Annotated in this window: 20 protein-coding genes, 1 pseudogene and 1 riboswitch; of the genes and pseudogenes, 10 read left to right on the top strand and 11 right to left on the bottom strand. The window is 74.0% G+C overall.

The annotated features are described in order from the left end of the window. Nucleotides 1–5: 5 nt before the first annotated feature. Entirely contained in the window at nucleotides 6–779 is a 774-nt protein-coding gene (locus D7I43_RS20590) for a hypothetical protein (protein ID WP_240033068.1), read from the top strand. 88 nt (nucleotides 780–867) lie between these two features. Continuing rightward, the gene (locus D7I43_RS20595) at nucleotides 868–2,124 is read left to right on the top strand and encodes a cupin domain-containing protein (protein ID WP_120330179.1); all 1,257 of its coding nucleotides are present in this window, start codon (nucleotides 868–870) and stop codon (nucleotides 2,122–2,124) included. Here the strand turns inward: D7I43_RS20595 and D7I43_RS20600 are convergent. After that, a complete protein-coding gene (locus D7I43_RS20600; RefSeq protein WP_120330180.1) occupies nucleotides 2,073–2,945 on the bottom strand; it encodes an NAD(P)-dependent oxidoreductase in 873 nt (290 codons plus the stop codon). The genes D7I43_RS20595 and D7I43_RS20600 overlap by 52 nt on opposite strands. 48 nt (nucleotides 2,946–2,993) lie before the next feature. Continuing rightward, nucleotides 2,994–3,620, bottom strand: coding sequence for a flavin reductase family protein (locus tag D7I43_RS20605; RefSeq protein ID WP_120330181.1), 627 nt, complete (start codon nucleotides 3,618–3,620; stop codon nucleotides 2,994–2,996). 104 nt (nucleotides 3,621–3,724) lie between these two features. On the opposite strand from D7I43_RS20605, the gene D7I43_RS20610 reads away from it, so the two are divergent. The 3 genes from D7I43_RS20610 to D7I43_RS20620 all read left to right on the top strand — a co-directional run bounded on the left by D7I43_RS20610 (nucleotide 3,725) and on the right by D7I43_RS20620 (nucleotide 5,470). Beyond that, nucleotides 3,725–4,345, top strand: a complete 621-nt coding sequence (locus tag D7I43_RS20610; protein ID WP_120330182.1) for an L-threonylcarbamoyladenylate synthase — start codon at nucleotides 3,725–3,727, stop codon at nucleotides 4,343–4,345. Between the two features lie 113 nt (nucleotides 4,346–4,458). Beyond that, entirely contained in the window at nucleotides 4,459–4,917 is a 459-nt protein-coding gene (locus D7I43_RS20615) for an SRPBCC family protein (RefSeq protein WP_120330183.1), read from the top strand. Next, on the top strand, nucleotides 4,907–5,470 hold the full coding sequence (locus D7I43_RS20620) for a TetR/AcrR family transcriptional regulator (protein WP_120330184.1): 564 nt from the start codon (nucleotides 4,907–4,909) through the stop codon (nucleotides 5,468–5,470). Before D7I43_RS20615 ends, D7I43_RS20620 begins: the two co-directional genes overlap by 11 nt. Here the strand turns inward: D7I43_RS20620 and D7I43_RS20625 are convergent. The 3 genes from D7I43_RS20625 to D7I43_RS33705 form a co-directional block, all read right to left on the bottom strand. Then, nucleotides 5,448–7,637: an FUSC family protein gene (locus tag D7I43_RS20625; RefSeq protein ID WP_120330185.1), complete on the bottom strand. Its 2,190-nt coding sequence runs from the start codon at nucleotides 7,635–7,637 to the stop codon at nucleotides 5,448–5,450. The genes D7I43_RS20620 and D7I43_RS20625 overlap by 23 nt on opposite strands. 100 nt (nucleotides 7,638–7,737) lie before the next feature. Continuing rightward, nucleotides 7,738–8,481, bottom strand: a complete 744-nt coding sequence (locus D7I43_RS20630; RefSeq protein WP_120330269.1) for an N-acetyltransferase — start codon at nucleotides 8,479–8,481, stop codon at nucleotides 7,738–7,740. Between the two features lie 167 nt (nucleotides 8,482–8,648). Beyond that, nucleotides 8,649–8,981, bottom strand: a complete 333-nt coding sequence (locus tag D7I43_RS33705) for a hypothetical protein (protein ID WP_240033069.1) — start codon at nucleotides 8,979–8,981, stop codon at nucleotides 8,649–8,651. Nucleotides 8,982–9,433: 452 nt separating this feature from the next. Next, a riboswitch (cyclic di-AMP (ydaO/yuaA leader) is annotated at nucleotides 9,434–9,616 on the top strand. On the opposite strand from D7I43_RS33705, the gene D7I43_RS20640 reads away from it, so the two are divergent. The 4 genes from D7I43_RS20640 (at nucleotide 9,614) to katG (ending at nucleotide 18,960) form a co-directional block, all read left to right on the top strand. Continuing rightward, complete coding sequence (locus tag D7I43_RS20640) at nucleotides 9,614–10,285, top strand: LysM peptidoglycan-binding domain-containing protein (RefSeq protein WP_120330186.1); 672 nt, start codon at nucleotides 9,614–9,616, stop codon at nucleotides 10,283–10,285. Its footprint overlaps the riboswitch before it by 3 nt. A 309-nt stretch (nucleotides 10,286–10,594) precedes the next feature. Further along, nucleotides 10,595–16,042: an ATP-binding protein gene (locus D7I43_RS20645; protein WP_120330187.1), complete on the top strand. Its 5,448-nt coding sequence runs from the start codon at nucleotides 10,595–10,597 to the stop codon at nucleotides 16,040–16,042. 247 nt (nucleotides 16,043–16,289) lie between these two features. Beyond that, entirely contained in the window at nucleotides 16,290–16,694 is a 405-nt protein-coding gene (locus D7I43_RS20650; RefSeq protein ID WP_192902218.1) for a Fur family transcriptional regulator, read from the top strand. A 34-nt stretch (nucleotides 16,695–16,728) separates the two neighbouring features. Then, on the top strand, nucleotides 16,729–18,960 hold the full coding sequence (gene katG / locus D7I43_RS20655) for a catalase/peroxidase HPI (RefSeq protein ID WP_120330189.1): 2,232 nt from the start codon (nucleotides 16,729–16,731) through the stop codon (nucleotides 18,958–18,960). Between the two features lie 165 nt (nucleotides 18,961–19,125). Here katG and D7I43_RS20660 read toward each other — a convergent pair whose 3' ends face one another. After that, nucleotides 19,126–19,962 (bottom strand): aldo/keto reductase, encoded by an 837-nt coding sequence (locus D7I43_RS20660; protein WP_120330190.1) that lies wholly within the window; start codon nucleotides 19,960–19,962, stop codon nucleotides 19,126–19,128. 57 nt (nucleotides 19,963–20,019) lie between these two features. Beyond that, on the bottom strand, nucleotides 20,020–20,757 hold the full coding sequence (locus tag D7I43_RS20665; RefSeq protein WP_120330191.1) for a TetR/AcrR family transcriptional regulator: 738 nt from the start codon (nucleotides 20,755–20,757) through the stop codon (nucleotides 20,020–20,022). Nucleotides 20,758–20,871: 114 nt separating this feature from the next. Between D7I43_RS20665 and D7I43_RS20670 the strand changes: the two are divergent. Next, nucleotides 20,872–21,856 (top strand): annotated as a pseudogene (locus D7I43_RS20670) (NAD(P)-dependent alcohol dehydrogenase). A gap of 6 nt (nucleotides 21,857–21,862) precedes the next feature. On the opposite strand, the gene D7I43_RS20675 reads toward D7I43_RS20670, so the two are convergent. The 4 genes from D7I43_RS20675 to D7I43_RS20690 all read right to left on the bottom strand — a co-directional run bounded on the left by D7I43_RS20675 (nucleotide 21,863) and on the right by D7I43_RS20690 (nucleotide 25,444). After that, nucleotides 21,863–22,375, bottom strand: a complete 513-nt coding sequence (locus D7I43_RS20675) for a hypothetical protein (protein WP_147427267.1) — start codon at nucleotides 22,373–22,375, stop codon at nucleotides 21,863–21,865. Nucleotides 22,376–22,438: 63 nt separating this feature from the next. Beyond that, on the bottom strand, nucleotides 22,439–23,467 hold the full coding sequence (locus tag D7I43_RS20680) for an SEC-C metal-binding domain-containing protein (RefSeq protein ID WP_240033070.1): 1,029 nt from the start codon (nucleotides 23,465–23,467) through the stop codon (nucleotides 22,439–22,441). A gap of 121 nt (nucleotides 23,468–23,588) precedes the next feature. Beyond that, nucleotides 23,589–24,242, bottom strand: coding sequence for a response regulator (locus D7I43_RS20685; protein ID WP_120330271.1), 654 nt, complete (start codon nucleotides 24,240–24,242; stop codon nucleotides 23,589–23,591). Next, nucleotides 24,239–25,444 (bottom strand): sensor histidine kinase, encoded by a 1,206-nt coding sequence (locus tag D7I43_RS20690; RefSeq protein WP_240033071.1) that lies wholly within the window; start codon nucleotides 25,442–25,444, stop codon nucleotides 24,239–24,241. The genes D7I43_RS20685 and D7I43_RS20690 overlap by 4 nt, the downstream gene beginning before the upstream one ends. Between the last annotated feature and the right edge of the window lie 76 nt (nucleotides 25,445–25,520).

The following is a 25,520-nucleotide window of genomic DNA, read 5'->3' on the forward strand; positions in this document are numbered from 1 at the left end:
GTCGGATGCGCGGGAAGAGCCTCATCGCGGGGATGCTGGTGGCGGCGGGCCTGTCCGCCTGCACGGGACAGCCCGTCCCACCGGCGCCCCCACCGTCCACCGCGAGCGCCGCCGTGGCGTCTCCCTACGAGCCGGAGGCGTTCCTGGCGCTCGTCCGCGCCGCGGCCGAGGAGGAGGGCTTCGGCGACCGCGTCGCGGAGAGCGACGTCGAGGGCGGCGAGGTGTACCTGCGACCCTGCGACCTGCTCGTCACGGACCCGGACCGGGACGGGGGCGCCGAGCCGCCGGTCGAGGCGGTGTGGGCCGCCGAGGTCGAGGTCAACCCGACGCCGTCGTTCCAGGGCGTCTCCCGCCCGACCACCGCCCTGACCGTCGAGGTCGCGCGGCTGGCCGACGCCGACGAGGCCGCCGCCGCGGCCCGCCGCCTCCGCGCGACCCCGTGCCCGGACGGCGACTTCCGCCTCACCATGGGCACGGCCAGCGCGCGCTGGGCGGCGAGCGCGGTCACCGTCGGTGCGACGCCCGCGCGGCTGACCACGGCGACGCTCCACCGGATCGAACCGGAGGCCGAGGGCGGGATGACGTTCCTGCCCGGTGACGCGCGGCTGATCCTCGCGTACGGGCCCCTGCTCGTCGGCGTCGAGGCGGTCGCGTTGTGGCCGCGCAGCGCGAGCACCGCCGCCGAGGTCACCGCGATGGCGCGGGAGAAGGCCACCGCGTTCGCCCTCGCGATCGTGGAAGGGCTGCCGCCGGCGGACGCGCCCGGCCCGGGAAACTGACCGACGATCGCCCGCTCGCCGTTTCCGGCCCGCCGTCCGCGCCGCTCGGCCTAGCATGGCTCGTGGTCACGATTCGGACGGGCGGGGCATGACGGCCGCGTCGCCCCGCCGGTTGGTCGAGGAACTGCTCAACGACGGCGGGGGAGTGCTGCGGCTCGCCCCGGCCTTCGTCGCCCGGGACCTGGTGCCTCCCGGCCGCCGGTTCGGCCTGCCCGAGGACGCGTACGACCTGGGCGAGCGCGGCTACGTCTGCGAACGCTGGCTGGGCTCCACCACGAAGGCCGACAACCGGATCGGCCCGCCCGACGAGGGGCTCAGCCACGTCGTCGACTCGACGGGACGGCCGCGGATGACGCTGCGCGACGCCGTCGCCGCCGACCCCGCGGCGATCATGGGCGAGGCGTACGCGGCGAGCCACCCGCAGGGGCTGGGGCGGCTGGCGAAGCTGCTCGACTACGGCGCCCGCATCCCGTACCACATCCACCCACCGCAGCGGTTCGCCGAACTGCTCGGCCGCCGCTCCAAGGACGAGCAGTACTACTTCCCGGCCGGGGTCGACGCCGGCCCGCACCCGGAGACGTTCTTCGGGGTGCACCCGTGGATCGTCCGCGAGCGCGCGTACGACGTGCTCCTGCCGTACCTCGTCGACTGGGACAGCGACCTCATCCTGCGGCACTCGCGGGCCGAGCTGCAGGTGCCCGACGAGGGCTTCCAGGTGCCGTCGGGGGTGCTGCACGGGCCGGGCACGGCGCTCACCGTCGAACTCCAGGAGGACTCCGACGTCTTCGCCATGTTCCAGGCTCTCAACGCCGGCCGGATCATCTCCAAGGAGCTGCTCTTCCACGACGTACGCCCCGAGGACCGCCGCGCACACGGCGAGCGGTTCCCGCTGAACTTCGTCGAGTGGGAGTTGAACGGCGACCCGTACTTCTACGAGAACAACCACCTGACGCCCCAGCCGATCGACACCGACGGCGGCGGCAGCGAGTGGTGGATCTTCTACAACACGCCGAAGTTCAGCGGGAAGAAGCTCGTCGTCCCGCCCGGCGGCCGGCACACGGCGACGGAGCGGGGGGGTCTACTCGCTGCTGGTCTGGTCGGGCTCCGGCCGGTACTGCGGCCACGACGTCCGGGGCGGGGACGCCGACCGCGACGAACTCCTCGTGAGCCACGCCGTGGCGACGGCCCCGCACACGATCGAGAACACCGGCGACACCGACCTGGTGGTCTTCACGTTCTTCGGGCCGGACATCAACGAGACGCCGTCCATCCCGGTGTTCGCGGCGTAGGGGCTCAGCGGCCGGCGCGGGCGCCGTCGACGATGTGGGCCAGCACGCGCGAGTAGTCCTGGTCGCCGAGGCCCGCCTCCTCGGCCGCCACGATCCAGCTCCGGGCCGCCTCGGCCACCGGCAGGCGGATGTGCGCGGCCTCGGCGGCCGAGGTGACCAGGTCGGCGTCCTTGTGGGCGAGCGACAGGGGGAAGTGCAGCGGGACGTCGCCCGACTCGACCGCCGTCCGGCGCCGGTCCGCCTGCGCGCCGACGGGGGTCGCCGACAGCACGTCGAACGCCACGTCCCGCGACAGGCCGAGCCCCTCGGCCAGGGCGAGCGCCTCGCCGAGGACGGCGAGCACCCCGAAGAGGGTCGAGTTGGCGACCAGTTTGGCGGCCGCCCCGGCGCCGAGCGGGCCGACGTGCGCCGGCGTGCCGAGGGCGTCCAGCGTGGGCATCCACCGCCGGGCGAGCGGGTCCGGCCCGCCGACGAAGATGCGCAGCTGGCCCGCCTCGGCCTGGGGGTGGCTGCCCAGCACCGGCGCGTCGAGGAGGCCGACGCCCTCGGGCAGCGCCGCGGCGAGCCGCCGCACGGCGGCCGGCCCGACCGTCGACATCTCGGCGATGGTGGTGGGGGCGGCGGCACCGGCCAGGATTCCGTCCGGCCCCTCGGTCACCTGCCGCAACGCGGCCGGGTGGGCCAGCATCGTGATGACGAGGTCGGCCGCGCGGGCGGCGTCGGCCGGGCTCGCGGCCGCGCGTGCGCCGTGGGCGACGAGGTCGTCGGCCCGCTGCGGCGTCCGGTTCCACACGACGAGGTCGTGGCCGGCGTCGAGCAGCCGGCGCGCCATCCGGCGCCCCATCCCGCCGAGGCCGATGAAGGCGATCGTTGTCATGCCCTCCATCCTGGCAACCGCGGACGTGCCGAGCGCCGGATCGCCGGCTCATGCCACGACGGCGGCCCGGCCGGCGGTCGGTGTGTCGGAGCGGAAGCTGTGGCCGAGTTGCGCGCCCAGGCCGAAGTAGTGCCGGAAGTTGTAGATCAACGGCTGCCAGGCGGTGGGGTCGACGTGCTGGGTGCCGGGCACCACGATGGCGGGGTCGGCGTGTACGCGCAGCACGTCCGCCTCGACGATCACGAACTCGCCGCGCAGGTCCGGGGTGATCCGGGCGGCCCGTGCCTCCAGTTGGAGCGGGCACTCCGCGACGCGTTGCGGTCGGACCAGCTCGGCCGGTTCCGGCCGCAGCCCGGCGGCCTCGAACTTCGCCGGTTCGTAGCGGAACCCCCGCTTGTGCGCGGGCACCGGGTCGCGGCCGGTGAGCGGGGCGAGGCGTTCCACCGCCGTCCACTGGGCCGGGGACGGCAGGTTGATCACCATGTCCGGCCGTTCCCGCAGGTTGTGCGCGGTCTGCCCGGTGACGCCGAGGCCGAGGACCACCATCTGGCCGAGCGCCCAGGCCGACGACATGGGAGCGAGGTTGCTCGTCCCGTCCTCGTTCTCGGTGCTCAGCAGCACCACCGGGGTGCCGAAGTAGAGGATCTTCGGCTGGATCGTGACGTGTGCGGTCATGACCGCAGACGCTACGAGCGGAACCGTTCGGCCCACGCCGAACGGCCGCGCCGGAGCTGTCGCCGGTGTGGGCCGGGTGGGCACGGCCTGACTAGGCTCTCTCCATGGCGAGGTACTACGACGTCCACCCGGACAACCCGCAGCCCCGGGCGGTGAGCCAGATCGTCGGCCTGATCCGCGACGGCGGCCTCATCGCCTACCCGACGGACTCCTGCTACGCGCTCGGCTGCCGGCTGGGCAACCAGGAGGGCCTGGACCGGATCCGGGAGATCCGGCGCCTCGACGAGCGGCACCACTTCACGCTGGTCTGCCGGGACTTCGCGCAGCTCGGCCAGTTCGTCAAGGTGAGCAACTCCGTGTTCCGGCTCGTGAAGGCCGCCACCCCGGGCAGCTACACGTTCATCCTCCCGGCGACCAGGGAGGTGCCGCGCCGGATGCTGCACCCGCGCAAGCGCACGGTCGGTGTGCGCGTCCCCGACCACGTGGTGACGCAGGCGCTCCTCGCCGAGCTGGGCGAGCCGCTGGTGTCGAGCACGCTGATCCTGCCCGGCGACGAGGAGCCGATGACCCAGGGTTGGGAGATCAAGGAGCGGCTCGACCACCTCGTCGACGCGGTGGTCGACGCCGGCGACTGCGGCAAGGAGCCCACGACGGTGGTCGACCTGTCCCAGGACGAGCCGGAGGTGCTGCGCCGCGGGGCCGGGGACCCCTCCCGGTTCGAGTAGCCCCGCCCGGCGTCGGACCGGGCCGGGTCGGCGGGCAGGCCCGGCACGCGCCGCGTACGACGCGGGTACGCCGCGGGAGAGGGCGCGGTGACCGTCGATGTACCATCCGGTACATGGACTACGAGGAGACGACCGTCGCCACCGCCGGCATCGGCCCCACCTGGGCCGCGCTGGCGGACGTCACGAACTATCCGCGGTGGACCGCGTCCATGACGTCCGTCGAGCCCCTTGACGGTCCGGGACTGGTGGTGGGCAACCGCTTCCGCATCCGGCAGCCCGGCCTGCCGCCGACGGTCTGGCGGGTGTGCGACGTCCGCGAGCGCGAGTCGTTCAGCTGGGAGGCCACCGCGCCCGGCGTGCGCACGCTCGCGTACCACCACCTGAGCGGCGAGCCGGACGGGACGACCCGGATCCGCATCGGCCTGCGCCAGACGGGTGCCCTCGCCGGGCTGGTCGCGCTGTTCACCCGGGCGAGGACCCGGCGGTACGTCGCGATGGAGGCCGCCGGCCTCAAGGCCGCCGCCGAGGCGGCCGCCCGTTCCGAGGACGACGAGGCGGCGGATGGCCGGTGACGCCCGCGCGGCGCTGCTCGACCGGTGCGTGGCATTCCTGAAGGAGAACGGGTTCAGCGAGCAGAGCCTGCGGGAGATCGCGGCCGGGGCCGGCACCAGCCACCGGATGCTGATCTACCACTTCGGCAGCCGCGAGGGCCTGCTCGCCGAGGTCGTCCGCCGCGTCGAGGACGAGCAGCGGGCGGCGTTGGCCGCCCTCGCGACCGGCTCCGACGACCCGGTGGAGGTGAGCCGGCAGTTCTGGCGGCGCCTCGCCGATCCCGCGCTGGCCCCCGCGGAGCGGCTCTTCTTCGAGATCTACGCCCACGCCCTCCACGGCCGGTCCTGGACCGAGCCGTTCCGCGCCTCGGTCGTCGCCGCCTGGACCGGGCCGGTCGAAGAGCTGTTCGTCCGGCTCGGCTTCGACGAGACGGAGTCCCGCCGGCGGGCCCGCCTCGGCCTCGCCGCGACCCGCGGCCTGCTGCTCGACCTGCTCGTCACCGGCGACCGGGAGCTCCTGGACGCCGCCGCCGACCTGTTCGCGCGGCTCGTCACGGCCCCTCGGAGCCAGTGACGGCGCCGGGGTCACCCCCGGCGTCGCGCCCGGAACCGGTGCGGGCCAGGTCGTCGGCGGCGCTGGCGAGCAACAGGTGCACCTCCACGAGGTGCCGCACGGGACGGCCCGGCTGGTCGAGTGCCGGGCGGATCGGCTCCAGCTCGTCGACGCACCGGGTGGGGGTGACCGTCGGGTGCGCCGGTTCACCGTGGGCGATCCGCCGCGCCACCTCGTCGTACGCCGACCGCAGCCGCCGGACGGTGCCGCGGAGCTGCGCCGCGGCGTCCGGCCAGCCGGCGAGGCAGCCGGGCGGGTTCCGGTCCAGCGTCGACTCGGCGGCCAGCAGCGTGTGGTGCCCGGCGGCCAGGACGGCCTGCCAGTCCACCCGGCTGGTACGCGGGTCCGGACGCTCCCCGTGGTACTGGGCGTAGGAGGCGTCCGCCAGGATCGTGGCGCGCCGGGCCCGCTCGAACGTGCGGTCCGACGCCGGGCCGCCGAGCGTCGCCTCGACGACCTCCTCGAGCACCTCGGCGCTGGCCACGAGCGCGGCGGCGGCGTGGCGGCGCAGGTCGCCCCGCGCGCCGCGCGGCCACATCAGCAGGCCGGCCAGCACGCCGATCGCCGTGCCCAGCAGGACGTCCAGCAGACGGACCTCGGCCAGCTGGAGTCCTCCGGACGAGAGCTGCGCGAACACGAACGTGAGCACCAGGGTGAAGGCGGCCTGCGCCCAGGCCGGCGCGGCCAGCCGCCCCAGGGTGAAGGCCAGCAGCATGGTGACCGGCAGCGCGACCGCGAAGATGACCAACTGGCCCACGAAGTGCAGCAGCAGGCCGCTGACGATCGCGCCGGCGACCGTGCCCACCACCGCGGGGCGCAGCGCCGTACGGGTGTCCACGGCCGAGGTCCGCAGGACGGTGAGGGTCGCCAGCAGCACCCAGAACCCGTGCATGAGCGACAGCACGCCGGCCACCACGCGGGCGGCGGCCAGCGCCACACTCAGCCGCAGCGCTGTCTGGAACGGGGGAGAGCCGAGCGTCAGGTGGGCCTGGAACTGCCGCCGGTACAACGTCCACCGGCCGTGCCGCGCGTCGGCGAACACCTGCTGGTACGCGCTGGCCACGCGGTTCTCGTCGCTGGCCGGCACCCCGGCGGCGGTCCGCGCCGAGACGGCGAGGATGCGGGCCTGCTCGGCGATGCTCAGCACGGTCGCGTCCAGGCACAGCCGGGGGAGGTAGGCGGGGGAACCCGCGTGCGGGTACGCCCGCTCGGTCGCCCTGGTCGCGGCGTCCACGTCGTCGACCGTCACCGCGGGTGTGCCGCCGCGCAGGGTGCGGCCGGCGGCCCGGGTCGTGTCGGCGCACGTCCGCAGCAGCCGTACCGCCTCGGGGTCCGGCCGGGGCGGACGCTCCGCCGCGAGCCGTGCCGTCTTGACGAGGAGCCCCTGCATGGCCGCCTGGCAGGCCCGCAGCGCCCGGTCGGAGGCCCGGGAGGCGGTCGGTCGCTGCGGCGCCGGCAGCTCGGCCAGGCGGATCCGGGCCACCGCCTCGGCCGCCTGGTCGTGCCGGGCGTCCCGGTCACGCTGGGCGCTGACCGGACCGGTCAGCGCGGCCGTGGTGGCGTCGAGGAACGCCGCGACGCTGTCGGCCGCCTCGGCGAGCCGCCGCGGATAGGAGACGGGCGTGGCGTCGGGCCAGATCGTCACCTCGGCGGCGGCGAGCAGCGCCACGCTGGCCGTCACGCCCACCAGACGCTGCGGCAGGGTCTCCGGCTGGTACGGCGGGAAGCAGGCGAGGATGTAGAACAGCTGGAAGGCGTTGGCCAGGCCGACGAGGTGGGGCCCGCCCACACCGGCGAACGCCACGGCGAACCCGATGACGAGCATTCCGGCGGCGGCGCCCGCGGTGTTCCCGGCCAGCAGGGTGCCGGCGACGACCAGCACCCAGGCCACCGGCAGTGCCGAGAGCAGGATCCGGGCCCGGTGGCGGGCCGACCCCGGCAGCTGCGCGAACATGCCGGTGGCGACCACACCGAAGAGCCCGTACGTCGCGAGCGTCACGTCACCGGCGCCGTAGCGGCCGATGTAGAAGACGGTCGACGCCACGAGGGTCAGTCGCGCGGCGCGTCGCAGGGCCGCGTACCCCGGGTCAACGTGGCGCAGCCGGGCCAGGAGGCCGCTTCCGAGCACGCCTCGACCCCCGTCGTACGTACCTCGTCCCAGGGTCATTCTCCACGGTGACCTGCCGGGACGGGTCGCTTCCGGCGCAATCGCCGGTGCGGGGCGCGCGTTACAGCCGGTGCCGGACCCAGACGTTGGGCTCGACGTAGACGGCGTGGTCGTGGGCCACGTCGCAGTGCACCGGCACGAGGGCGCCCGGCACGTGGACCGGGCCGCTCGTGTCGAACGGCAGGCCGGTCCAGCGACGCCAGTCGGCGAGCGTCCCGGAGATCACCATGGACCGGGGCGCGACGCGCTCGATGCGCCCGCCGGCGCGTACGTGCACCCGCAGCCACGGGTCGACGGGCAGGCCGTCCGCGCGGACCTGCGCGGCGTACTCGGTCATCGGCAGGTCGGGCCGGGTGTGCTTGCCGTTCGGCCGCACCGGCGCCACCAGCGTGTCGAAGCCCCGCTTCGCGACCGCCCGCCGCATCGCGTCGAGCATGAGCGCGGACAGTCCGCCGCCACGACGGTCGGGGCGGATGCAGATCTCCAGCGCCGAGACGATGTTCGGTTCCGCGCCGCTGAGCCGGTTGACCGTGGCCCGCTGGATCATCCGGTCCCACCCGCCGTCGGGCAGCTCCGGCTCGGTCCAGCGCAGCGGCACCGCGTACGCCCGGGCGGCGAGGCGGCCCGGCTCGGCCGGGTCGACGGCGGCGAACACGAACTCCGGGTACAGCTCGTGGGCGACGCTGTAGTAGACCGAGCCCATCGGGTCCCAGACCATGAACGGCGGCCAGGCGCCGTCGAAGTCCTCGTCGAGCAGCGGGCCGACGTCCGGGCGCTCCGCCAGGGTCACGATGTCGAGGTCCACGCGGCGCACCCTAGAGGCGCGACCCGTCGGCCCGCAGCCGATATTCGGCCCGCTCCGGGGCGGCCACGGTGGCCGGCGTCGCTCAGCTCCCGCGTCACCGGTCCACCCGCGGCCGCAGCCCGGAGCGGAACCCACACGTCCTCCCGGCCGTCGGGCCGTCCGCCCCGTCAGGCGGCCGAGGCGCTCGTCGACTCCCGCAGGTGGGCGGTCGCGGCGCGGCGGGCCGCGGGCACGACCGGGGCCGCCGACCAGCCGGTGGGGCCGTCCTGCGCGGGCTCGGCCATGCCGTCGGCCTCGCTCTGGGCGGCCCGCAGCGCGCGCTGGGCGTTGTTCCACGCCGTGCACGGCCACGGCTCACCGGCGCAGAGAAGGTTCCGGCAGCCCCCCTCACCGTCGGGCTCGTGCGCGTCGGCCACCTCCAGCGCGAGCTTCCACAGCAACGGGTCGGTCACCCCGTCCGGTCGTTCTGTCACCGAGTCGGTACGGTCTGTCTCGGGCATGGCGATTCCCCCCTCTGGTTCGTGTGCCGCCCTACCTTCACCACTGTCTCCCCCCGGTAAACCCGGCTGCCGGCGGCCTGAGCTGCCGGGTCTCCGTAGCGGATTCTCACCCACGGTGTCGAGGCATCCCAGCCCCGCGCGTATTCGTGTCGTAGTCGTCACCGCCGTGTCCCCCGTACGGACCACCGATGATCGCGTTGGGTGATCATGTGCGTGCCATCGGTGGCCGTCCGGCATCCCGGGTGTCGGGTGTCGCACGTGGACGGCGGTGTCACCTTCCCGGTACGCCGCGTGGTCGTCCCGGCGCCGACGCGCCACTCATCGCACGGCCTCGCGCGGTCCGCAACTCGAGCGAGGGACGCCACGCGGGGCCCGGTGAAGAACTTCACAGGGGGTGGGCGACCGTCGTGAGAGCCGCCTAGCGTCGGTCGGGTCCGCCATCGTGGACACCGCGACCGGAAACGCCTAATCCTGCCGCCGGTCGTCGGCAATTCGTCACCCGGGCAGGAGCGGGGGACCCACGTTCCTCGGCGTGCGGCGGTGCGCCGCGCGCCTCGGGGTGAAGCCGCCATGGGCGGCCGGGCTCCTCGGCCCGAACCCGACAGCTCACCTCGCCGGCGTGGAGGACACCCATGTCATCTGCGTACAACGCCCGTCACCGTGCCGTGACCGCCCGTCGCGTCGCCCTCGGCACCCTGGCCGCCGGCGCCGTCACCGGCGCCGTCGCCCTCTTCGGCACCGCTTCGCCCGCTCAGGCCGCGGTCAACTGGGACGCCATCGCCCAGTGCGAGTCCGGCGGAAACTGGCACATCAACACCGGCAACGGCTACTACGGCGGGCTCCAGTTCTCCCAGAGCACCTGGGAGGGGTACGGCGGCACCAAGTACGCCGCGCGTGCCGACCTCGCCACCCGCGGCGAGCAGATCGCCGTCGCCGAGAAGGTGCTCGACGGCCAGGGCATCGGTGCGTGGCCGACCTGCGGCAAGAAGGCCGGCTCCACCGCCTCGACGTCCAGCGGCAAGTCGTCCACCTCCACCGGCAAGTCGTCCACCTCCACCGGCAAGTCGTCCACCTCCACCGGCAAGTCGTCCACGTCCACCCGGGACAAGGAGCGCGGTTCGACGACGCGCACCGCGCCCTCGTCCGGCGGGCACACGTACGTGGTGAAGCCCGGCGACACGCTGTCGGAGATCGCCGAGGCGCACCACGTGGACGGCGGCTGGCGGGCCCTGTACGAGCGGAACGAGCGGGTGGTCGGCGACGACCCGGGTCTCATCCTGCCCGGGCAGCGGCTCGCCCTCTGACGCACCACCGACGTCCGGGCATCCATCCTTCCGGGGTGGGTGCCCGGACGTGTCGGTGCGGCCGTCACGGACAGTGGTGGCGCGAATCTCCCCGGTCGGTCGGACGCGGTCACCGGCGGGGCTGATGCATCGATCTTTGGAGAAGGCGTACCGTCCGGGTTGGTGAATCTCCACAACTTCCGCCGTTCGCAGTTTGGTCGGTGCGACAGTTCCTTACCGGCCGGTAGCGGCGAAGGTTGTCGGCGGGGACCTCTGCCACCAGGGCGTCCCCGTTCTTCTGTGAACGACGCTCTTTGGGGGGCCAACTCGGTGTTCAGCCGCATCGCCATCGTCAACCGGGGAGAAGCCGCCATGCGGCTGATCCACGCCGTCCGCGAGCTCAACGCCGAGGCCGCAGCCCCGCCCATCGAGACCGTCGCGCTGTACACCGACGCGGAGCCCACGGCCACGTTCGTCCGCGAGGCCGACCACAGCTACTGCCTCGGGCCCGCCTCCGCGCGTCCGTACCTGGACCACGCCGTCCTCGAACGTGCCCTCGTCGAGACGGGCGCGGACGCGGCCTGGGTCGGCTGGGGCTTCGTCGCCGAGGATCCGGCGTTCGCCGAACTCTGCGCGAAGCTGGGGGTCACGTTCATCGGGCCCAGCCCCGAGGCGATGCGCACGCTCGGCGACAAGATCGGCGCGAAGCTGATCGCCGAGGAGGTCGGCGTCCCGGTGGCGCCGTGGAGCCGTGGCGCGGTGGAGAACCTGGCCGCGGCCAAGCGCGCGGCGGCCGAGATCGGCTACCCGCTGATGCTGAAGGCGACCGCCGGCGGCGGCGGACGGGGCATCCGGGTCGTCCGCAGCGACGAGGAGCTCACCGACGCGTACGCGCGCACGAGCCTGGAGGCCCAGCGCGCCTTCGGCAGCGGCGTCGTGTTCCTGGAGCGCCTGGTCACCGGCGCCCGGCACGTCGAGGTGCAGGTCATCGCCGACGGCCAGGGCACGGCGTGGGCGCTCGGCGTCCGCGACTGCTCGGTGCAGCGGCGCAACCAGAAGGTCATCGAGGAGTCGGCGTCGCCGGTGCTCGCCCCCGAGCAGGTCCGCGAGCTGAAGGCGGCGGCCGAGCGGCTCGCGCTGGCCGTGGACTACCGGGGCGCCGGCACCGTCGAGTTCCTGTACCACCCCGGTGAGAAGCTCTTCGCGTTCCTCGAGGTCAACACCCGGTTGCAGGTCGAGCACCCGATCACCGAGGCGACCACGGACTTCGACCTCGTGAAGGCGCAGATCCACGTCGCGGCCGGCGGCCGGCTCGGCGACCGGATCCCCGCCGAGGCCGGGCACGCCGTCGAGGCGCGCCTCAACGCCGAGGACCCCGACCGCGACTTCGCGCCCTCGCCCGGCCGGATCGTCCGGCTGGCCCTGCCCAGCGGCCCCGGCATCCGGGTGGACACCGGCGTCAGCGAGGGCGACGTGATCCCCGCCGACTTCGACTCGATGATCGCCAAGATCATCGCCTACGGCCGGACGCGCGACGAGGCGCTCGGTCGGCTCCGCCGCGCCGTCGCCGAGACCACGGTGATCATCGAGGGCGGCGCCACCAACAAGAGCTTCCTGCTCGAACTGCTCGACCAGCCCGAGGTGATCGACGCGAGCGCGGACACCGGCTGGATCGACCGGGTCCGCGAGCAGGGCCGCCTGGTCTCCACCCGGCACTCCGGCGTCGCGCTGGCCGCGGCGGCCATCGAGGCGTACGAGGACCAGGCCCTCGTCGAGCGGCAGCGCCTGCTCACCACCGCGCACGGCGGGCGTCCCCAGGTGCAGCACGAGAGCGGCCGGCCGATCGACCTCAAGCTCCGCGGCGCCAGCTACCGGGTGACCGTCGCGCAGACCGGGCCGCGCCGCTTCCGCGTCGGCATCGGCACCGCCCCGGCCGTGGACGCCGAACTGGAGCGTTTCGACGAGCACACCGGCCGGATCGTGGTGAACGGGCAACGGTTCCGGCTGGTCACCGACACCCACGGACCCACCCACCTGGTCGAGGTGGACGGCGTCACGCACCGGGTCAGCCGGGACGAGGGCGGCGTGCTGCGCTCGCCCGCGCCGGCGCTGGTCGTCGCGACGCCGCTGGAGGTGGGCGACGAGGTCGAGGCGGGCGCGCCCGTCCTCGTCCTGGAGAGCATGAAGATGGAGACCGTGCTGCGGGCGCCGTTCGCGGCGCGGCTGCGCGAGTGCCTGGTCTCCGTCGGCAGCCAGGTGGAGACCGGCGCGCCGCTGCTGCGCCTGGAGCCCGTCGGCGATCCCGCGGCGGGCGAGGCCGCGCAGGCCGAGGCCGTCGACCTGGACCTGCCGCCCGAGCCGACCGACCTGTCCGCCGAGGCCCGCGTGGCGCGTGGCATCGCCGACCTGCGCGGGCTGCTGCTCGGCTACGACGTCGACCCCCACGACGAGCGTCGCGCGCTGACCGCCTACCTGGCCGCGCGGGCCGAACTCGGCCGCCGGCCGCTGGAGGAGGAGGTCGGGCTGCTGCAGGTGTTCGCCGACCTGTCCGAGCTCAGCCGCAACCGGCCGCTCGGCGAGGAGACCCGGGCCGACACCCGCGTGCACAGCCCCCGCGAGTACTTCCACGCGTACCTGCAGTGCCTCGACGTCGACCGCGCCGCCCTGCCGGACACGTTCCGCACCCGGCTGGCCCGGGTGCTGGCCCACTACGGCGTCGAGGACTTCGAACGCACCCCGGCCCTGGAAGAGGCCGTGTTCCGGATCTTCCTGGCGCAGCAGCGGGCGTCGGCCGACGTCTCGGTGATCGTCACCTTCCTCCAGACGTGGCTGGCCGAGCCGCTGCCCGGCGACGAGCTGCGCGAGATGGTCGGCCAGGCGCTGGAGCACCTGATCTTCGCCACCCAGCTCCGGTTCCCGGTGGTCGGCGACCTGGCCCGCAGCATCGTGTTCCGCTGGGCGGCGCAGCCGATGCTGCGCCGCAAGCGCGCCGAGGTGTACGCGGCCGTCCGCGGCCACCTGCGCCACCTCGACCGGCACCCGGACGCGCCGGACCGGGCCGAGCGGATCGCGAAGATGGTGTCCTCGCCCGAGCCGCTGGTGCGCCTGCTCGGCCAGCGGATCGGCAAGCCCGGCCGCGACCACGGCCCGATGCTCGAGGTGCTGAGCCGCCGCTACTACGGCAACCGCGGCGTGAGCGGGGCGCGGTGCGTGACGACGGCGGGGCACGCCTTCTTCACGGCCGAGTACGACCGCGACGGTGAGCGGTTCCGGCTGGTCGCCGCGGCCGCGGACTTCACCGAGCTGCCCGCGGTCCTGGCGCAGGTCGCCGCGCTGTCCGGCCCGGGCGCCGTGGCCGACGTGTACCTCACCTGGACCGACCAGCCCGCCCCGGACGCGATGGCCGCGTCGCTGCGCGAGATCCTGGATGACGCCGGGCTGCTGGACGTCGTCTCACGGGTGACGGTGTCGGTGGCCGGGCGCACCGGGACGGAGATGCACCACCACTTCACGTTCCGGCCCGGTACCGGGGAGGACCGGCTCATCCGCGGGCTCCACCCGCTGATCGCCGAGCGCCTGCAACTGCCCCGCCTGCGGAACTTCGACCTGACCCGGCTCCCGTCGGCCGACGAGGAGGTCTACGTCGTCCACTGTGTCGCGCCCGACAATCCGGCCGACGAGCGGCTGGTGGCGATGGCCCAGGTCCGCGACCTGACGCCGCTGCGCGACGCCGACGGACGGATCCTCGCGCTGCCCGCGGCCGAGGGCGCGCTGGACGCGTGTCTCGACGCCATCCGCAAGGTGCAGGCGCAGCGGCCGGCGAAGAAGCGGCTCGACACCAACCGGATCATCATCTACGTCTGGCCGCCGAGCGAGCTGACCACCGAGGAGCTGAACGCCGTCGCGCAGCGTGTCCTGCCGCGCACGGCCGGCGCGGGCCTGGAGGAGGTCCTGTTCCTGGGCCGCCAGCGCGACCGGGCCACCGGCGAGCTGACCGACATCGCCGTGGAGATCTCCTACCACGCCGGCATGCAGGTGTCGGTCACGGCGCCCACGACCGAGCCGATCCCGCCGCTGGACGACTACCGGCAGAAGGTGCTGGCGGCGCGGCGGCGCGGCACGACGTACCCCTACGAGCTGACCGACATGCTGGCCGGTCCGCGCGGCACCTTCACCGAGTACGACCTGGACGACGCCGGCCAGCTGGTCCCGGTGGAGCGGCCGAAGGGGCGCAACCGGGCCGGCATCGTGGCCGGTGTGGTGAGCACGCCCACCGAGCGCTACCCCGAGGGCGTCACCCGGGTGGCGCTGCTCGGCGACCCGACCCGGGCGCTGGGCGCCCTCGCCGAGCCGGAGTGCGCGCGGGTGATCGCCGCGCTCGACCTGGCCGAGCGGATGCGCGTACCGGTCGACTGGTTCGCGGTGTCGGCGGGCGCGCGGATCTCGATGAGCTCGGGCACCGAGAACATGGACTGGGTCGCGGCGGCGCTGAAGCGGATCGTGGAGTTCACCCAGCGCGGCGGTGAGATCAACATCGTGGTCGCCGGGATCAACGTGGGCGCCCAGCCGTACTGGAACGCCGAGGCCACGATGCTCATGCACACCAAGGGCATCCTGGTGATGACCCCCGACTCGGCCATGGTGCTGACCGGGAAGCAGTCGCTGGACTTCTCCGGCGGGGTGTCGGCCGAGGACAACTTCGGCATCGGCGGCTACGACCGGGTGATGGGCCCCAACGGCCAGGCCCAGTACTGGGCGCCGGACCTGCGTGGCGCCCGGGACCTGTTGATGGCGCACTACGACCACACCTACGTGGTGCCGGGGGAGGCGCGACCGCGCCGGGCCGTCACGTCCGACCCGGTCGACCGCGACATCAGCACGTACCCGCACGCGGTGCCGGACAGCGACTTCACGACCGTCGGCGAGATCTTCTCGCGGGACCGCAACCCCGACCGTAAGAAGGCGTTCGACATCCGTACGCTGATGCGCGCCCTGGCCGACCAGGACCACGCGGTCCTGGAGCGGTGGGCGGGCATGGCCGACGCCGAGACCGCCGTCGTGCAGGACGTGCACCTCGGCGGCATCCCGGTGTGCCTCGTCGGCATCGAGTCCCGGTCGGTGCCGCGGCGCGGGTTCCCGCCGACCGACGGGCCGGACACGTACACGGCGGGCACGCTCTTCCCGCGTTCGTCGAAGAAGGTGGCGCGGGCGATCAACGCGGCCAGCGGGAACCGGCCGCTGGTCGTGCTGGCGAACCTGTCCGGGTTCGACGGGGCGCCGGAGTCGATGCGGCAGCTCCAGTTGGAGTACGGCGCGGAGATCGGCCGGGCCATCGTGAACTTCGACGGGCCGATCGTGTTCTGCGTGATCTCGCGGTACCACGGCGGGGCGTTCGTGGTGTTCTCCAAGGCGCTCAACCCGAACATGACGGTGCTCGCCGTCGAGGGCTCGTTCGCGTCGGTCATCGGCGGGGCGCCCGCCGCGGCCGTGGTCTTCGCCGGCGAGGTGAACGCCCGCACGGCGAAGGACCCGCGGGTGGCGGAGCTGGAGGCACGCGTCGCCGCAGCAAGCAACGGGGAGCGCGCGGCGCTGGTCACGCAGCTCATGGACGTCCGGGCCGCGGTCCGGTCGGAGAAGCTGGGCGAGGTGGCCGCCGAGTTCGACGGGGTGCACAGCATCCAGCGCGCGGTCGAGGTCGGCTCGGTGGACGCCATCATCCGGCCCGAGGAGCTGCGTCCGCAGATCATCGCGGCGGTCGAGCGCGGCCTCGGGGCCTGACACCGCCGGCTGCCCGGGACCGGTCCTCGGACCGGTCCCGGGCAGCGGCCGTACGGGCGTCCGTGAACCGACGGGCGGGAGCACACCGCCGATCCGGCCCGCGTGACCAAGATCACCTTCCGTGCGCGGCGGGGAAACCGCATCGTGGCCGGTCCGGGCTCCGGGTGACCCCGGACCCATAATCTTGACTCATTCCAAAAAACGAAGCAGACTTCGGGGCGTGCCCACGACCCTGGACTTCCCGCGGATGCTGCGTGCCGCCGCGCTGCGCGTGACCCGCCCCCGGCTGGCGGTGCTCGACGCGGTGCACACGCATCCGCACGCCGACACCGAGTCGATCATCGGTGTGGTGCGCACGGAACTCCCCGACGTCTCCCACCAGACCGTGTACGACGCGCTGCACGCGCTGACGGCCGCGCGTCTGGTGCGGCGGATCCAGCCCTCCGGCTCGGTGGCCCGCTACGAGTCGCGGGTCGGGGACAACCATCACCACGTGGTGTGCCGGTCCTGCGGGCTCATCGCCGACGTCGACTGCGCCGTCGGTGAGGCGCCCTGCCTGACCGCGTCCGACGACCACGGCTTCTCGATCGACGAGGCCGAGGTCGTCTACTGGGGCCGGTGCCCCGACTGTTCCGCCGCAGGCAACTCCTGATCCCCCTGGTACGCCCAGTCACGGAAGGAACCAGATGTCCGAGAACCACGACGCCGTCGTCCACGACGCCGAGGCGGGCAGCGAGTCCCGCTGCCCGGTCGCGCACGGACGCGCCCCTCACCCGACGGAGGGTGGCGGCAACCGCGGCTGGTGGCCGAACCGTCTCAACCTGAAGATCCTCGCCAAGAACCCCGCGGTGGCCAACCCGCTCGGCGAGTCGTTCGACTACGCCGAGGCGTTCAAGTCCCTCGACCTGGCCGCCGTGAAGCGGGACATCGCGGAGGTGCTCACCACCTCGCAGGACTGGTGGCCGGCGGACTTCGGCCACTACGGCCCGCTCATCATCCGCATGGCGTGGCACAGCGCGGGCACCTACCGCATCAGCGACGGCCGCGGTGGCGCCGGCCACGGCCAGCAGCGGTTCGCGCCGCTGAACAGCTGGCCGGACAACGCGAACCTCGACAAGGCCCGCCGCCTGCTCTGGCCGGTCAAGAAGAAGTACGGCCAGAAGATCTCGTGGGGCGACCTGATGATCCTCGCCGGCAACGTCGCGCTGGAGTCGATGGGCTTCAAGACGTTCGGCTTCGCCGGCGGCCGTGAGGACGTCTGGGAGCCGGAGGAGGACGTCTACTGGGGCCCCGAGACCACGTGGCTCGGCGACGCCCGCTACACCGGCGACCGTGAGCTGGAGAACCCGCTCGCCGCCGTGCAGATGGGCCTCATCTACGTCAACCCGGAGGGCCCGAACGGCAACCCGGACCCGGTGGCCGCGGCCCGCGACATCCGCGAGACGTTCGGCCGCATGGGGATGAACGACGAGGAGACCGTCGCGCTGATCGCCGGCGGCCACACCTTCGGCAAGACCCACGGCGCGGGCCCGGCCGACCACGTCGGCCCGGAGCCCGAGGGCGCCCCGCTCGAGGAGCAGGGTCTGGGCTGGAAGAGCAGCTACGGCAGCGGCAAGGGCGCGGACGCCATCACCAGCGGTCTGGAGGTCACCTGGACCTACCACCCGACCCGGTGGGACAACGAGTTCTTCCACATCCTGTTCGCGTACGAGTGGGAGCTCATGAAGTCCCCGGCCGGCGCGCACCAGTGGCGTCCCAAGAACGGCGCCGGCGCGGACCTGGTGCCCGAGGCCCACGACCCGACGAAGCGCCGCGAGCCGCGGATGCTGACGACGGACCTCGCGCTGCGGTTCGACCCGATCTACGAGCAGATCTCGCGGCGGTTCCACGAGAACCCGGACCAGTTCGCGGACGCCTTCGCCCGGGCCTGGTTCAAGCTCACCCACCGCGACATGGGCCCGGTTTCCCGCTACCTCGGCCCGGAGGTGCCGAGCGAGACGCTGATCTGGCAGGACCCGCTGCCCGCGGTCGACCACGAGCTGGTGGACGCCGAGGACGTCGCGGCCCTCAAGCAGCAGATCCTCGCCTCGGGCCTGTCGGTGTCCCAGCTGGTCTCCACCGCGTGGGCGTCGGCGTCGACGTTCCGGGGCAGCGACAAGCGCGGCGGCGCCAACGGCGCGCGGATCCGCCTGGAGCCGCAGCGGAACTGGGAGGTCAACGACCCCGACGAGCTGGCGCGGGTGCTGCGCACCCTGGAGGGCATCCAGGAGGCGTTCAACGCGTCGCAGACCGGCGGCAAGAAGATCTCGCTGGCCGACCTGATCGTCCTCGCCGGTGGCGTGGGCGTCGAGCAGGCGGCCCGCAACGCCGGCTACGACGTCGAGGTGCCGTTCACGCCGGGGCGTACGGACGCCTCCCAGGAGCAGACCGACGTGGAGTCGTTCGCGGCGATGGAGCCGACCGCGGACGGGTTCCGCAACTACCTCGGCAAGGGCCACCGCCTGCCGGCCGAGTACCTGCTGCTCGACCGCGCGAACCTGCTGACCCTCAGCGCGCCCGAGATGACCGTCCTCGTCGGCGGCCTGCGTGTCCTCGGCGCGAACTACCAGCAGTCGCCGCTGGGCGTCTTCACCACCAACCCCGGGTCGCTGACCAACGACTTCTTCGTCAACCTGCTCGACCTGGGTACGACGTGGAAGCCGACCTCGGAGGACTCGACCACGTTCGAGGGTCGCGACTCCGCGACCGGCGAGGTGAAGTGGACGGGCAGCCGGGCCGACCTCGTGTTCGGCTCGAACTCCGAGCTGCGCGCGCTCGCCGAGGTCTACGCGAGCGACGACGCGCACGAGAAGTTCGTGCAGGACTTCGTGGCGGCGTGGGTCAAGGTCATGAACCTGGACCGGTTCGACCTCGCCTGATCCCACACCGACGACAGGGCCGGCCCCCGCACGGGGGCCGGCCCTGCCGCATCTGCACGCCGGTGGCGCCGCGTGGGCGCCCTGATCGTGTCGCGGCCGCCTCGGCCCTGCCCGGCCGATCGCGACCGCGCCGCATGTCGCGGGCCGGTGTCGTGGCCCGTGGTGTCAGAACTCCTCGTAGACCGCCGGGTCCTGGCCCGCGAGACGCCCGTCGGGGCGGCCCAGCGCGGTGATGGCCGCGATCTCGGCCTCGTCGAGCGCGATGTCGAAGATGCCGAGGTTCTCCCGCTGCCGCTGCGGCGACGCCGCCTTGGGGATGGGGATGACCTGGCGGGCCACGTGCCAGGCGAGGATCGTCTGCGCGGGCGTGACGCCGTGGGCGGCCGCGATCTCCGTGACGACCGGGTTCTCCAGCAGGTCGTTCCCGCGGCCGAGCGGGCTCCAGCCCTGCACGAGGATCCCGTGCTCGCGGTGGTGGTCGAGGGCGTCCTGCTGCGGAAAGTACGGGTGGATCTCGATCTGGTTCACGACCGGGGCGACCCCGGTCTCGGCCACCAGCCGGTCGATGTGCTCGGGAAGGAAGTTCGACAGTCCGATGTGCCGGACGAGCCCGCGCTCGCGCGCCTCGACGAGCGCCTTCCACGCCTCCACGTACAGCCCGGTCCTCGGGTTCGGCCAGTGGATCAGGTACAGGTCGATCCGGTCGAGGCCGGTGCGGTAGACGCTCTCCTCGATCGTGGCCAGCGCCTCGGCGTAGCGGTGGTGCCGTCCCGGCAGCTTCGACGTGACGATCAGTTCGTCGCGTACGTCGCCGGCGGCGCGGACGGCCCGGCCCACCGCGCCCTCGTTCTCGTAGTTCACCGCGGAGTCGATCAGCCGGTAGCCGGCCCGGATCGCCTCGCCGATGGCGTCGACCCCCTCGGAGCCGGTCAACCGGTAGGTGCCGAGCCCGATCGCCGGCAACACGGTGCCGTCGGCGGCCGTCAGGCGGGGAATCGTCATCGTGCTGCTGCCTCTCCGGTGGCGCGGATCGGGCGACCGGGGCGCCCTCCCGCGTTCCTATGCCTCGTCCTGGTCCTTGCGGTGGGACCGCCGCGACGAGGACCAGCCCTGCCGCTGCAGCCGTTCGATGCCGTCCAGCAGCAGGTCCAGCGCGAACTCGAACTCGAACTGGTCGTCGCAGCCCTGCCCCACGACAGTGTCGCCGTCGTGGGAGGCCGCCGTGGAGATCTCCGCCAGGTGCGGGAACCGGGCCGCGACCTCCGCCGGCAGGGCCGCCGGCGGATCCGGGTTGGTCGCGCCGGACCGGCCGGCCTGCCGGGAGGGATCGAACAGTTCCTGGCTGAAGCCCAGGATCCGGCTGCCCATCGCGTGCATCACGTGGTGGGCGAGGTCGGTGGAGAAGCCGCCGGCCCGGAGGGTCGCGACCACCGAGTCGAGGTAGGCGAGGATGGCCGGCGTCGCCATGGTGCGCGACTCGATCGCGAGCGGCGCCCAGGGGTGGCGCCGCAGCGCCCGCCGCGCCGAGAGGATGCGCCGGCGCACCGACTGCTTCCAGTCGGTGCCGGGCACCGGGGGGTCGATCTCCCCGACGACCACGTCGATCATGCCGTCGAGCAGTTCGTCCTTGTTCGCGACGTGCTTGTAGAGAGCCATCGGTACGACGCCCAGGTCCTGGGCGAGGTTGCGCATGCTGAGGGACTCGATCCCGGCCTCGTCGGCGAGCGCGACGGCGGCACGCAGGATCCGTTCCCTGCTCAGCGGCGTCCGGCGCAGCGTCTGCACCTGCTCAGGCATCTCTCGGGTCCTCGTCTTCCGGCAGCGGTTGAACCTTAACCGTCTTGACGGGTGTACGGCGTACACCTATGGTGCGTGACATGAGGTGTACGCCGTACACCCGAGGGAGGGAAGATGAGAGCGATCGTCCAAGATCGATACGGCCCGCCGGAGACGCTCACGCTCGCGGACGTCGACACGCCGGTGCCCGCCCCCGACGAGGTGCTCGTCCGGGTCGAGGCCGCCTCGCTCAACGCGTACGACTGGCACGCCATGCGGGGCGACCCGCTGATCGCGCGGCTGGCCATGGGCCGGTCACGGCCCCGGGCCCGCATCCGTGGCCGCGACTTCGCGGGCCGGGTCGAGGCCGTCGGCGCCGAGGTCCGGCAGGTGCGCCCGGGTGACGCCGTCTTCGGCGACCTCGGCGACGCCAACGGCGCCTTCGCCGAGTACGCGTGCGTGCCGGAGACCCTCGTCGCGCCGCGACCGGCGAACCTGACACCGCAGCAGGCCGCCGCCCTGCCGCTGGCCGGCGTCACCGCGCTCATGGGCCTGTGCGACGTCGGCCGCGTCGGGCCCGGCTGCCGGGTCCTCGTCAACGGCGCCTCGGGAGGCGTCGGCACCCTGGCCGTCCAACTGGCCCGGGCACTGCGCGCAACCGTGACCGCGGTCTGCAGCACCCGCAACGTCGACCTCGTCGGATCGCTCGGCGCCGACCACGTCGTCGACTACACCCGCCACGACTTCACACGGGACACCCGCCGCCACGATCTCGTGTTCGACCTCGTCGGCAACCGCTCCCTCGCGGCGCTGCGTGCGGGCGCTGACCCCGACCGGGACGCTGCTGCTCTCCGGCGGCGGCGTCTACCGTGGCGGCAGCCTCCTCGGACCGGTCGGGCTCATCACGCGCGGACGGATGCTGGCGCCCTTCGTCCGGCAGCGGATCGTCGTGCTCACCACGGCGCCCGGCCGGCGGCACCTCGACGCGCTCCGCGTCCACGTCGAGAACGGCCGCCTCACCCCGGTCATCGACCGGACGTATCCGCTCCATGAGGTGCCCGAGGCCATCCGGTACCTCGAAGGTGAACACGCGCGCGCCAAAGTGGTCATCACCATCTGACGCGCCCTACGCCTGCTCCGCGACCCGGAACGCGAGCGAACCCATCGCCGTGCCGCGCACGGCGGTGACCGTCCAGCAGCCGGCCGTGGGGAACCGCCAGCCGGTGCCCCACTCCTCGCCGGGCCGTTCCCAGTTGCTGCCGCCGTGCGCCTCGGGACCCCAGGTCGGCTCGACGACCGTGCCGTCGGGGCCGGTGGCGCTGACGGCGAAGTCGCCACTGCCCGTCATGCGCCACACCACCTTGATCTCCGTGGCCGTGGTCAACAGCGGATCGCGGGGGAACAGCAGCGCCCACAGTGTCGCCCCGTCGCCGGTGCCCTGCCGCTCCAGTGTGGCGCCGGGCCCGCCGACCTGGGCGGTCGCCGGACAGGACGGCGAGGGCGCGGCGGCCGGTGACGCCCCGGAGGGCGACCCGGACGGTGGGGGAGGGGCGGGGTCGCACGCGCCGAGCAGGAGCGCCGACGCGAGGCCGAGCCACCAGACGCTGAGGGCGGGCCGGGCCCGCGCCACGGAAGCCATGGTCGATGCTACCGCCGACGGGGCGACCGCCGGGTACCCGAAGCGCGCGGCCCCGCCGGCTCGTCAGCTACGGGAGCGCGGCAGGCAGCACTTCTTGTACTTGAGGCCGGAGCCGCACCAGCAGGCGTCGTTGCGCTCCGGCGGCCAGGGGATCCGCGCGGCGGGCCGCGTCTCCAGCTCCCGCGCGTACCCGGCCCGGACCTGCGGGTCGGTCACGTCGCCGCGGCCGGTCAGCTCGTCCACAGACCCGCGCAGCACGTGCAGCCCGCCCCGGCCGGCGCCGGCCTGCCGGACCAGTTCCTTCTCCAGCCGCGCCCGGTGCGCGTCCCAGTCCGGCCCGTACACGTCGGTGAGCGCGGCCTGCTCGGCGAGCAGGCGGTCGAACTCGGCCCGGGGGAAGAAGACCAGGTCGGTCTCCCCGGCGGGCCGCTGCTGGGCGCGGCGGACGAGCTGCGCCTCCAGCCGGTCGGCGAGGTCGTCGTGCCGGTCGTGCGGCAGGTTCAGGTCCCGGCGTACGCGGTGCCGCTGCTGGAGCAGGAAGAACAGGACACCCGGCGCCTCCGGCGGCCCGACCTCGACGGCCGGCTCGGTCAGGGCCTGCGCCGGCTCGCCGCTGGCGGCGGCCCGCTGACCGAGCAGCGTGTCGACCGCCTCGCTGAGCCACTCGTCGGCCGTCGCCGTGCGTCCGCCGGCGTCCAGGGCCGCGTTGACGTACGCGGGGGCGTCCGGCTGTTGGGTGAGCAGCGGACGCAGGGCGTCCAGTTCGGCCATCGCCTCGTCCTCGCGACCACCGACCCGGAACAGGATCCGGGCCCGCAGCGCCCGGGCGCGGCCGGCGCGGGCGTCGTCCCGGGTCGGGTACGCGGCCACGGCCCGGTCGGCGTACCGCAGGGCGGCGTCCAGCCGGGAGCGGATCTCGGCGATCTCGGCGGCCAGGGTCAGCGCGTCCCCCGCGTCGTCCGGGTCCGCCAGCCGGCCCTGGTCCACGGCGTCGGCCAGGTCGGCGGCGACCCCGAGCGGGTCGGCCGTTCCGAGCGCGGAGCGGCGGATCTCGGCCAGGTCGGCGCTGGTGAGTACGTCTGTCGTCGGCACGATCTCACGGTACGTCCGCGGTGGCCGGATCCACCGCTGGATCACCTGTTACGCCGATCTCAGGCCGTGCCGGCGGTCACTGCACCGTCGCCGGCCGCCCCTGGGCCGGCGGACCGGGTGCTCACTCGTCCACCAGCAGGCCGGCCTGGGCGGCGAGCAGCGCCAGCCGGATCCGGTTACCCGCGCCCGTCTTGGCCAGCAGGCTCGTGACGTGCGTCTTCACCGTCGTCACGCCGAGGTGCAGCCGCTGGGCGATCTCCCGGTTGGAGAAGCCGGCCCCGACGAGGGTCAGCACGTCCCGCTCGCGGGCGGTCAGGGTGTCCGGCAGCGCGGGCGCCGGCGCCTCGCCGAGCCGCGCCCGCACCGCCTGGTCGACGAGGCGGCGCAGCACGGTGGGGCTGAACGGGGTCTCGCCGGCCGCCGCCTGGCGGATCGCCGCCAGCAGCTCGTCGGGGGAGGCGTCCTTGACGAGGAAGCCGCAGGCGCCGGCGGCGAGGGCGGGGAAGAGGTGGTCGTCGTCGTCGAAGGTGGTCAGCACCACGACCCGCACCGACGGCCGGTCGGCGAGGATCCGCGCGGTAGCGGCCGTCCCGTCGACGAGCGGCATCCGCAGGTCCATGAGGACCACGTCCGGCGCCACCTGCCCGGCCAACCGGATCGCCTGCTGGCCGTTCTCCGCCTCGCCGACCACCGTCATGTCGGGTGCGGAGTCGCAGAGCATCCGCAGGCCCGCGCGGACCAGCCGCTGGTCGTCGACGAGCAGCACCCGGATCATCGGGTCGCCCCCGCCGGCAGGACGGTCCGCAGCCGCCACCCGGCGCCGTCGGGCCCCGCGACCAGGGTGCCGCCGAGCAGTTCGACGCGCTCGCGCATGCCCGTCAGCCCGTGCCCCGGTTCGCCGTTCTCGGTCGCGGCGCGCCGCACGCCCCGGCGGGCGCCGTCGCCGCCGGGCCGGGCCGGGGCGTCCGCGCCGCCGTCGTCGCTGACCTCCCAGTGCACCGCGCCGTCCCGCATCCGGACGGACACCCGGGCCCGGGCGGTCGGGCCGGCGTGACGGGACACGTTGGCCAGACCCTCCTGGGTCAGCCGCAGGACCGCCAACCCGCGTACGGCGTCCAGCGTCGCCACCTCCGGGTCGATCGTGGCCTCCACCGTGAGGCCCGTCCTCACGGCCCGGTCCACGGTCTCGGCGAGCGCCTCGGGCAGCGCACCCGGGTCGATCGGGACGTACCCGGACCCGTCGCCGACCGTGGCCGGGTTGCGCAGCACCGCCACCAGGCGGCGCAGGTCGGCGAGCGCCGCGCTGCCGCTGGCGTGCAGGTCGTCGAAGACCTCGCCGACGCGTGGATCGGAGCCGGCGAGCACGTGCCGGGCCACGCCGACGCGCAGGACCATCGACGCCACGTGGTGGGCCACGAGATCGTGCAGTTCCCGGGCGATGGCCGCCCGTTCGCTGGCCCGGGCCGCCAGCGCCTCGACGGCCACCCGCTGGTCGGCCTGCCGGGCGAGCTGGCGGGCCGCCCGGATGTTGAGGCCGATCAGCAGCGGCACGCCCACCGTGAGGGCCACGCCGTAGAGCCAGGTGGGCAACCCGACCGGCGTGCCGTCGAACGAGTCGACGACGTAGCCGGCGAGCAGCGCCGCGAGACCGACGGCCACCTGCCGGGTCGGCACCCGCAACGTCAGTTCCAGGACCGCCCAGGTGGCGCCGACCTGCGGCACGACCGGCTCGACCTGGCCGAACCAGCCGGCGAGGCCGAAGACCAGCGCCGAGGCGAGCGCGGCGGCCAGGGGCCACCGCACGCCGAGGGGGCAGATCGCGAGGGCGGCGGCCGCGAAGGCCCAGTCCACCGGGGCGTACGGGCCGTCGGCGTGCGGCCGCAGCAGCAGGTAGCCGATGCCGCTGAGGGCCAGCAGGGTCAGCCGGAGCCACGCGTACCGGTCGTCGAAGAGCCGCGACACCCAGCGGGTAACCACCATGTCAGGGTAGGCGTGGGTCGGGTGCCGGGACAGCCGCCGACCGGTCCGGCCCGGCGTCGACCGCCGGGCCGGA

Source organism: Micromonospora globbae (assembly GCF_003610785.1).
In the GTDB taxonomy this organism is placed as follows: Bacteria; Actinomycetota; Actinomycetes; order Mycobacteriales; family Micromonosporaceae; genus Micromonospora; species Micromonospora globbae.

Coding starts and splice junctions, on each gene's coding strand:
- D7I43_RS20660 (WP_120330190.1), bottom strand. CDS start 19,962: ATGACGATTCCCCGCCTGACGGCCGCCGACGGCACCGTGTTGCCGGCG.
- D7I43_RS20590 (WP_240033068.1), top strand. CDS start 6: ATGCGCGGGAAGAGCCTCATCGCGGGGATGCTGGTGGCGGCGGGCCTG.
- D7I43_RS20640 (WP_120330186.1), top strand. CDS start 9,614: ATGTCATCTGCGTACAACGCCCGTCACCGTGCCGTGACCGCCCGTCGC.
- D7I43_RS20605 (WP_120330181.1), bottom strand. CDS start 3,620: ATGACCGCACACGTCACGATCCAGCCGAAGATCCTCTACTTCGGCACC.
- D7I43_RS20665 (WP_120330191.1), bottom strand. CDS start 20,757: ATGCCTGAGCAGGTGCAGACGCTGCGCCGGACGCCGCTGAGCAGGGAA.
- D7I43_RS20600 (WP_120330180.1), bottom strand. CDS start 2,945: ATGACAACGATCGCCTTCATCGGCCTCGGCGGGATGGGGCGCCGGATG.
- D7I43_RS20615 (WP_120330183.1), top strand. CDS start 4,459: ATGGACTACGAGGAGACGACCGTCGCCACCGCCGGCATCGGCCCCACC.
- D7I43_RS20610 (WP_120330182.1), top strand. CDS start 3,725: ATGGCGAGGTACTACGACGTCCACCCGGACAACCCGCAGCCCCGGGCG.
- D7I43_RS20675 (WP_147427267.1), bottom strand. CDS start 22,375: ATGGCTTCCGTGGCGCGGGCCCGGCCCGCCCTCAGCGTCTGGTGGCTC.
- D7I43_RS33705 (WP_240033069.1), bottom strand. CDS start 8,981: ATGCCCGAGACAGACCGTACCGACTCGGTGACAGAACGACCGGACGGG.
- D7I43_RS20595 (WP_120330179.1), top strand. CDS start 868: ATGACGGCCGCGTCGCCCCGCCGGTTGGTCGAGGAACTGCTCAACGAC.
- D7I43_RS20620 (WP_120330184.1), top strand. CDS start 4,907: ATGGCCGGTGACGCCCGCGCGGCGCTGCTCGACCGGTGCGTGGCATTC.
- D7I43_RS20650 (WP_192902218.1), top strand. CDS start 16,290: ATGCTGCGTGCCGCCGCGCTGCGCGTGACCCGCCCCCGGCTGGCGGTG.
- katG (WP_120330189.1), top strand. CDS start 16,729: ATGTCCGAGAACCACGACGCCGTCGTCCACGACGCCGAGGCGGGCAGC.
- D7I43_RS20685 (WP_120330271.1), bottom strand. CDS start 24,242: ATGATCCGGGTGCTGCTCGTCGACGACCAGCGGCTGGTCCGCGCGGGC.